Consider the following 7,737-nt stretch of genomic DNA (forward strand, 5'->3'; position numbering starts at 1 on the left):
AGAGCCGGAGCCCGTCCGCGTAGGCCGTGGCCGCGTCGCCCTCGCCCTCCAGCCTCGCGAAGAACCCCAGGCGGGGCCCCGCTTGCGGGACGGTGGGGGTGGGCGTTCCGGGAGTCGACACGGGTCCGTCCTCACGCCGTTTTCCGAGCTGCTGTCCTTCCGCACCACGGAACCGCCGCGACGAGTGCTCCCGTGGGTCCCCGACGCTACCGGGAGGGCACTCACCGGGACCTTGCGGTGACCTGCTGGCCGAGATCGACGGCCGGGCGCCACGCCCGGAGCCGTGCCCGCCCGGTCGACGACCCGCGGCGCCGGTTTCGGCCTGGTCGAGCCCACGCGGCACGACGGCGAAGTGCCCGCTCGCCGCGCGATCCCGGCCGGGCCGCCACGCCGGAGTTCGCCGGCACCGCGCCGGTGCTGGCGAGCACCCTCCTACACCTGCCCGGGCGGTCACGCACACGGGGAGGCCACCCGAGCTCCGCCACCCGCGCCGCCAGCTTCCACCGCGACCGTGGACGCGCCTCCCCTGCGGTCGACGGTCCGCAGGCCGTCATTCCGCCGCCGTCGTCCGCCCGCGCGCGTCCCCGCCCGCCGCCCAGCCGTCGAGCGCCTGGAACACCGCGTCCAGTTCGCGGCCCCGCGCGGTGAGCCGGTAGTCGGCGCGAGGAGGGGAGCCGTCCGCCGCCCGCCGCTCCACCAGCCCTTCCTCGGTGAGGAGGACGAGGCGTTCGGACAGCACCCGTCGGGACAGCCCGGGGACGGCGGCGAGCAGGTCGACGAACCTCGCCCCACCACGGTGGAGCACGTAGAGGATCTCGGGCACCCAGCGCCGGCCCAGGGTCGCGAGCGCGGCGGCGGTGGGACCGTCGAGGGGGCGCCCGGCGTCCTCGGTCGAGGCGGTCCGGTGCTCGGTGGGGGCGGGGGCTGGCTCCGGGGTGGTGTCCCCCGCACCGACACCCACTGGAGTTACTTTTTGATACTCACCTGGGGTGGCGCGGACGGTGTCCTCACCGCACCGCTCCGCCGACCCGCGAGCGCGGTCGGCCACCAGCACCCCGACCCCGTCGAGCACCCGGGCCAGCCCGAACTCGAAGCCCTCCTCGGACACCACGGCCTTGTCAGCGGCGGAGGCGGCCACCCCGGCCAGACTCGCGGCCAGCGTGGGAAACCGCCCCTGTTCGAACAGTGCCCGCAGGTCCGGCAGCCGCGACTGCCACCACGTCGCGGCGTCCACGCCGCTCGTCTCCCTCGCCCTGGCCTCGACGAGCTCGTAGAGCGCGGCACCCTGCACGTAGTCGCTGAGGGTGACGTACACCTGGCGCGCCTCGACGGGCGACAGGCCGGCGGCGACCCCCGAAGCGGCGACCCACTCCGCCGCGGCCAGCACCTTCGGCCCCAGTGGCGGCCTGGCGGTCATCGCCACGACCCCGAGCACCCACGGGTGCCGCCGGTACATCGCCCGTTCCTGCCGCGCGGCCAGCTCCAGCCGCGCCCGCCAGCCCCGGGGCCCCGGCGCCGGGTGGCGGATCTCGCCGAAGACCTCCTCCGTCATGAGGGCGGTCAGGGCGGCCCGCCCACGGACGTGCCGGTAGAGCGACATCGCGCCGGCGTCCAGCTCGACGGCGAGGCGGCGCATGGACAGCGCGGGCAACCCCTCCGCGTCGGCGACCGCGATGGCGGCCCGCACGATGCGCTCCACGGTGAGCCCGGTCCTGCCGTCCCGCTCCGCCGCCCGGTCGTCGTCCTCCGCCACCCCGCCATCATGCCCGCCCCTCGGATGTGCGTATCCTGACCCGAGACATGAGTACAGCGTACGCATCAGGGAGGGTGCAGTGTCCGAGCCGATGAACGTGTGGCGGGCCGGGCGGAACGACATCGCCGGAGCGGCGGCGGCCTTCGCGGCGGCCACGCAGGGCGAGGCCGTCATCACCTGGGTGATCCCCGACCAGGACGAGCGACACGAACGCATCGTGCGCGACCCGGAGGCGGCCGAGCGGTGGATCGGCGCCGTCGTCGCGACCGGGGAGGTCGTGGTGGCGGGCACCGGACCGGACGAGGTCGCCGGCGTCTCCCTGTGGGAGTTCATCGACCCCACCTCGACGACCGGTGACCGGTCGATCGCCGCCGGGAGCCAGGACGAGGCGGACGCGGCCATGGCGGCGGCCTTCGACTCGGTCTACGGCCCCTACGCGTCGCGGATGGCGACGGTGCGGCGGATGACCGAGGAACGGCACCCCAACGGCGAACCGCACTGGTACCTCCAACAGATGGGGGTGCGGCCGGACCACCGGGGGCGGGGAGTGGGTGGGGCGCTGCTGCGCCACCAGCTCGCGAGGATCGACGAGACGGGTCGGCCGGTGTACCTGGAGGCGAGTTCGCCCCGGGCCGCCGCCCTCTACGAGCGGCACGGCTTCCGCGCGCTGGGCGAGCCGATCGTCCTGCCGGAGGACGGCCCGCGACTGCGTCCGATGTGGCGTCCGGTCGGCGGGTAGGCACCCGTTCCGGGCCGAGCGTCGGCTGCCCGACACGGCCGCGCGCGGGGGCGATGCCGGTCCGCCGGTCGCCCGGTCGATCCCGGGCGGCAGCACACCGCCCATGTGCGCCCCGCCGAAGGCCGTGCCCACTGGCCTCTCTCAGACGACCCGTACCACTCCACCCGGTGCCCCGACATGGCGAAACCCCGGCCGAGGCCGGGGCTTCTGGTGACGTAGGTTACTCCGCCCGCCCAGCCGAGGGTAGAGGAATTGTGTGGAATTCTGTTGAGAACCGATTCAGACCCCGCTCGGCGGCGGACGGGGCAGGCGGCCGGGCCGCTGGCGACGGCATCCCGGGCGAGGAACCCCCAGGAACACGGGGTGGAACGCCTGCCGGCGGACGGTGTCCACACCGGGCAGCGGCGCGGAGATCAGCGCCTCGCGCTGGCCCGAGGCCGCAGTGCACCGCGCCGGAGGGAGTCGGCCGATCGCTGCTCACTCCGACCATGCCGCAACCCGCGCGCCAGTAGGCCCGCGAGCCGGTGCGCACGCTGGAACGATCTGGGGAGGAACACCACCATGACGACCACCACCACTCCGTCTGGACGCGGTCCGGCGAAGGCCGGCGAACGCGTCCTCGCGCCGGATCTGGCACGAGGCTTCATGTTGCTGCTCATCGTGCTCGCCAACACCGTCTTCTACCTGTGGGGAGCCGAGCGGAGCCCCGGCAGCGCGCACCCCGTCGACGGCTCCGTCGCCGACAAGATCACGCAGGTGGTGCTCATCGCCGGGGTCGAGATGCGCTCCTACCCGATGTTCGCGTTCCTCTTCGGCTACGGCATCGTGCAGCTGCTGAGCCGTCAACTGGCCACCGGAACGACGGAACGCGACGCACGGGCGCTGCTGCGGCGGCGACACCTGTGGCTGCTGGTCTTCGGCGCGGCGCACGCGGCCCTGCTGTGGATGGGCGACATCCTCGCCGCCTACGGCCTGACCGGCCTGGTCCTCTGCTGGTTGTTCCTCCGCCGGTCCGACCGGGTGCTGCTGGTCTGGTCGGGAGTGCTCGGCGGGCTGGTCGTCACGCTGTCGTTGGCGCTCGTCGTCCTCACGGCCCTCGCGCCCGAGGGCGCGGCCGGGGGAGCGCCGCTGGACTACGTACCGATCCTGACGAGCAACATCAGTGAGACGAGCTACCTCGCCAGCGTTCCCGCTCGGCTGCCGGCGTGGCTGTTCCTGGTCGTCGTGCAGGGCTTCGTCCTGCTCGTCCTGCCCGTGTCGATGTTGCTCGGGTTCTGGGCCGCCCGCCGCCGCGTGCTGGAGGAGCCGGGCCAGCACCTCCGCCTGCTGCGGGCGACCGCCGTGGTCGGCCTCGGCGGCGGCGTGCTCCTGGGAGGCCTGCCCTACGCGCTCGCGCGGGTCGACGTGCTGTCCGTTCCCACGCTGGTGAAGGAGGCGCTGGGCCTGACGCACATGACCAGTGGACTGTTCGGCGGGGTCGGGTACGTCGCCGTGTTCGCGCTGGTCTCGCACCGGATCTCCCGTCGAGGCGGCGTGGGTCGGCTCGGGGGAGCCATCGTCGCCACCGGTCGCAGGTCCCTGTCGGCGTACCTGGCCCAGTCCGTGCTCTGCGCCCCGTTGCTCGCCGCCTGGGGCCTGGGGTGGGGCGGCTCGTTCGGCAGTGCCCAGATGGCGTTGTTCGCCATCGGCGTCTGGGTGGTGACGGTCGTGGCCAGCGCCCTGCTGGAACGCGCCGGCCGGCGCGGCCCGGCGGAGGTGGTGCTGCGCCGGCTGACCTACCGGTCGCGGGGAGGGGCGGCCGCGCCGGCCACCAGTCGTTCCCGGGATGAGCCGGCGGCACGCGTCACCGGCTGATCAGCGAGGTCGGGCCGGTCGAGGGGTTCGGGACCGACGAGGGTCGTCGAGACGAGGAACCCGGAGGCCGGAGAGTTCAGCTCCCCGTGGGGGCGTGCCCCGCCGCGAGGACCGGGTCGAGGTGGGCCGGCCCGGTCGGGAAGTCGGCGATGGCCAGTCCCACCAGCGCCTCGCAGTCCCGCCGCCCGCACTCGCAGTCGAAGTGGGCCACCATCGTGGTGGCGTCGCCGGTGGTCCACGGCCGTGCCAGGTAGGCGAGGTGTTGGCGGACGACGTCCAGGTTGGCCAGTCGGAGCAGGGACACCCTGCCGGCGCGGTCCCGGACGACGGGCCCGGCGGCGAGGGCGGCGGCGAACCGCTCCTCGACTTCGGGGACCACCCGCCGGAGGGGCGCTCCCCGACCGGTGTGGACGACCGGCGCGCCCCGCCCGTGGACCTCGTCCTCGATCCGCTCCGCGAGCAGTTCGTAGAACCTGAGCACCGGTCGGCTCAGGTCCCGGTCCCGGAGGCGCCGGCGCCGTTCCGCCGCGTCGGGCAGCAGCCACACCGCGGTGGCGTCCGGCCCGACCACCCCGGGGGTGATGATGGTGCCCTCGACGACGGTGAGTGGTTCGGGGGCAGGGACCGCACGTCCTCGACCACCATCGGCCCTCGCTCGTGGTGCAGCGACCGGGCCACCAGCACCTCGGGCGGCGCGGACCACCGGCGCTCGACGGAGAGGCGTTCGAAGTCGAGCGCGGCGGGCACGCCGGCACGCAGGGCGCGGTCGCGGTGCTCCCAGGTGCGGGTGTCACTCGCGTACACGCGGAGCCCGTGCCGGCGGGCGAGCAGCCGGGCCACCGAGCTCTTCCCGGCTCCGGGCGGACCGCCGATCCACACCACGGGTGGCGTCCTGCTGGTCCTCACGCTCGCACCGGCCCGGTCCGAGGTCACCGGGCCGACGGACCGAACGGGGCCGTCCCCCAGGCCCCCGAGCCGTGCACCAGGACGACACGCGGACCGGTGCCCCACGACGTGACGGACAGCGGCGCCAGCGGCATCCGTCGAGTGTGTCGGAACGCGGTGGCCAGAACCAGGGTCAGATCTCCCACACCTCGTAGCCGTCCAGCTGCCGCCCCTTCGGTGGCCCGTGGTGCCGGAAGTGCCCCATGCCGCGGTGTCCCCGGTGGTGGTGCCGGTGGAGGCGTCGCCGTCCCAGCACCACCAGCACGAGCAGCGCGGCGACCGTCCACCCGAGGGTGGCGCCGGGACGGTTGCGGATCGCCTCCCGGCCCCGGTCGAGCTGTCGGGCCACCTGGGGTGGGGCCTTCTCGGTGAGTCGCGCGGCGGCCTGGTCGAGCGAGTGGAGCTTCTCCTCCGTCAGGTCCGAGACCCGGCCCCGCACGTCGAACCTGTCCACGAGGTCGGCCACGGTGTCGGCGAGCTCGTGCTCGGTGGCCTCGATGTCGCGCCGCAGTTCCTCGTCGGCCCAGCGCCCCCGGGTCGCGGTGTGCCGACCGCCGTGCTCCCTGTCTCCGTTCCGGTGGCTCATGACCTCACCGCCCCGTCCGCGCCTTGATGGTGTCCACCGTCTCCCGCATGTTGGCGACCGTCTGTTCGGGCACGACCGGGGTCACCTTGCGGAACTCGCGACGGCCGACCAACGACAGCACACCGGCCACCGCCAGCAGCGCCACGCCCGTCACCAGCGCGGCCAGCCAGCCCGGCCACACGAGCGCCAGCGCGAGGACCACGCACAGCACGAGCGCGCCGCCGCCGTAGAGGGCGAAGACGGCCGCTCCCCCGAACATGCCGCCGCCCATGGTGGCGTGGCGGCGTTTGCCGGAGAACTCCCGCATCGCCAGTTGGATCTCGCCGCGTATGAGGTGCCTGGTCTGTTCGAAGGCGTCGTGCACCAGCTGCGAGGTGTTGCGCTCCCGGTGCCGCTCGTCCTCCATCGACCGGACGTCGAAATGCTCAGCCATCTCTCGCGCTCCGATTCCTTGGGACCACGTGCCGTCGGGCTACCCGACAGGTCAGCGCCAAAACCGTCTCCCGCTCCGGTCGAGGGGATCGGCCCACCCGCCCCCGGGTGGGATCGGAAGGATGCCCCCCCTGGTCAGCCAGGACGAACCAGGGCCGGTGGCGCGGCCTCGTCGCGGTGCTGGCCCCCGTGGGAGGGAGGTGGTGGCCCCAACGGGCGCCGGGCCGGTCCGAGGACGCGCGGGCGGCTCGCCGGTGCTGACCTCGACCGGCTCAGGGGCGGTGCCGTTCCCCGCTCGGCGCGGCACCCGCGGCGGCGGTAGCCGAGGCCGGCAACGGGGCGGTCGCCGCTCCGCCGAGGCGGCGGTCTCCTCCAGCCGGCGGTCCCGTCGACGTCCACCTCGCGGGACGCTGGGGAGACGCCACGAACCGCCCGGTCAGGCCGCCGACGACCAGCAACGTGACAGCCCAGGCCGTGACCGCGCGCTGTCACCACCCGTTCACCCGGCAGCACTAGTGTTCGCGGCCACAGCGCGACGGTTCTCGGGTGGGAGGCAACCAGTGCCGTACGACGCCGCCGCCCGGTCCGATCCGTTCGCACGCCGGTCGCGGGCCCGTTCCCGAGCCCGGTACCGCTGGGCGTGGGGCGCGGTGATCGCGTTCGCCGGGGTCCTCGCCAGCGCGGTGCTGATGCGGTCCGCCATCCTGCCCACCGGCGTCGGGCTTCCGGGCCTGCCGGTGGCGCACGCCGCGTTCCCCGCCACCGGGCTGGCCGTGCTGGGCGCCGTGGTGATCGCCGTCCTGGTCGGGGTCTCCCTCGACCGGGTCCTCTCCCCCGTCGGCACCCCGTGCTGGTGGGGCGGGGCGACGGTGGTGGCGTGGGGCTACTGGGCCGGACTCGTGTGGCCGGACCCCGCTTCCGGGCCTGGTGGGCAGGCGGTGCTCGGTCCGCCGCCGTGGCTCGCCTGGGTGCTGCTGGCGGCGGCGCTGGCGTGCTCACTGCTCGCGGCCCGCGCCCTGGTGGCGGCTGTGGCCGAGGACCAGCGGGTGCTGGCGCTGTTGGAGAGCGGCCGGCGGTCGGTGGGGACCGTCCTCGACATGGAGGCCATGCCGGTGTCGGGCCTGGCCGGCCCGGCCCGGGAACGCCTGCTGCTCCACGTCGGGTTCCGGGACGGCAGCCGCCCCGTCGTCTCCCGGGTCCGGTTGGACCCGCAACCGGGCCTGATCCCGCGCGTGGGTGACCGGCTGGATCTCTGGTACCGGCCCGCCGCCGTCCGCGTGCCACGCGACCCGGGGGAGCCGGCACGGCTGGACGACCGGCACGTGGTGGTGCGGCCCCGGAAACCGACCGTCGACTTCTGAGCCGGGCGGGTGGGGGCGCCCGGCGGCCGGGACCGGCTCGTCCCGCTGGGACCGGCCCGGCGCGGCC

Annotated in this window: 8 protein-coding genes; 3 read left to right on the forward strand and 5 right to left on the reverse strand. The window is 74.8% G+C overall.

Annotated elements, in window-relative coordinates:
- Positions 1–550: 550 nt before the first annotated feature.
- Positions 551–1,753, reverse strand: coding sequence for a winged helix-turn-helix transcriptional regulator (locus ACTIDRAF_RS32230; RefSeq protein ID WP_016701107.1), 1,203 nt, complete (start codon positions 1,751–1,753; stop codon positions 551–553).
- 79 nt (positions 1,754–1,832) lie between these two features.
- Between ACTIDRAF_RS32230 and ACTIDRAF_RS30755 the strand changes: the two genes are divergently transcribed.
- Together ACTIDRAF_RS30755 and ACTIDRAF_RS0223300 are read left to right on the forward strand one after the other, a co-directional pair.
- Complete coding sequence (locus ACTIDRAF_RS30755; protein WP_016701108.1) at positions 1,833–2,492, forward strand: GNAT family N-acetyltransferase; 660 nt, start codon at positions 1,833–1,835, stop codon at positions 2,490–2,492.
- 561 nt (positions 2,493–3,053) lie between these two features.
- A complete protein-coding gene (locus ACTIDRAF_RS0223300; RefSeq protein WP_016701109.1) occupies positions 3,054–4,346 on the forward strand; it encodes a DUF418 domain-containing protein in 1,293 nt (430 codons plus the stop codon).
- A 76-nt stretch (positions 4,347–4,422) separates the two neighbouring features.
- Here the strand turns inward: ACTIDRAF_RS0223300 and ACTIDRAF_RS34610 are convergent, their stop codons facing one another.
- The 4 genes from ACTIDRAF_RS34610 to ACTIDRAF_RS0223320 all read right to left on the reverse strand — a co-directional run bounded on the left by ACTIDRAF_RS34610 (position 4,423) and on the right by ACTIDRAF_RS0223320 (position 6,310).
- Positions 4,423–4,917, reverse strand: coding sequence for a hypothetical protein (locus ACTIDRAF_RS34610; RefSeq protein WP_016701110.1), 495 nt, complete (start codon positions 4,915–4,917; stop codon positions 4,423–4,425).
- Positions 4,836–5,252 carry a hypothetical protein gene (locus tag ACTIDRAF_RS34615; protein ID WP_211215411.1) on the reverse strand — a complete coding sequence of 139 codons (417 nt, stop codon included), beginning with the start codon at positions 5,250–5,252 and terminating at the stop codon, positions 4,836–4,838. Before ACTIDRAF_RS34615 ends, ACTIDRAF_RS34610 begins: the two co-directional genes overlap by 82 nt.
- 172 nt (positions 5,253–5,424) lie before the next feature.
- Entirely contained in the window at positions 5,425–5,877 is a 453-nt protein-coding gene (locus ACTIDRAF_RS34620; protein ID WP_016701112.1) for a DUF3618 domain-containing protein, read from the reverse strand.
- Positions 5,878–5,881: 4 nt separating this feature from the next.
- The gene (locus ACTIDRAF_RS0223320) at positions 5,882–6,310 is read right to left on the reverse strand and encodes a phage holin family protein (RefSeq protein WP_016701113.1); all 429 of its coding nucleotides are present in this window, start codon (positions 6,308–6,310) and stop codon (positions 5,882–5,884) included.
- A 559-nt stretch (positions 6,311–6,869) separates the two neighbouring features.
- Here ACTIDRAF_RS0223320 and ACTIDRAF_RS0223325 point away from each other — a divergent pair.
- A complete protein-coding gene (locus ACTIDRAF_RS0223325) occupies positions 6,870–7,670 on the forward strand; it encodes a hypothetical protein (protein ID WP_016701114.1) in 801 nt (266 codons plus the stop codon).
- Positions 7,671–7,737: the final 67 nt, after the last annotated feature.

It is taken from the genome of Actinoalloteichus spitiensis RMV-1378 (assembly GCF_000239155.1).
GTDB classification, from domain to species: Bacteria; Actinomycetota; Actinomycetes; order Mycobacteriales; family Pseudonocardiaceae; genus Actinoalloteichus_B; species Actinoalloteichus_B spitiensis.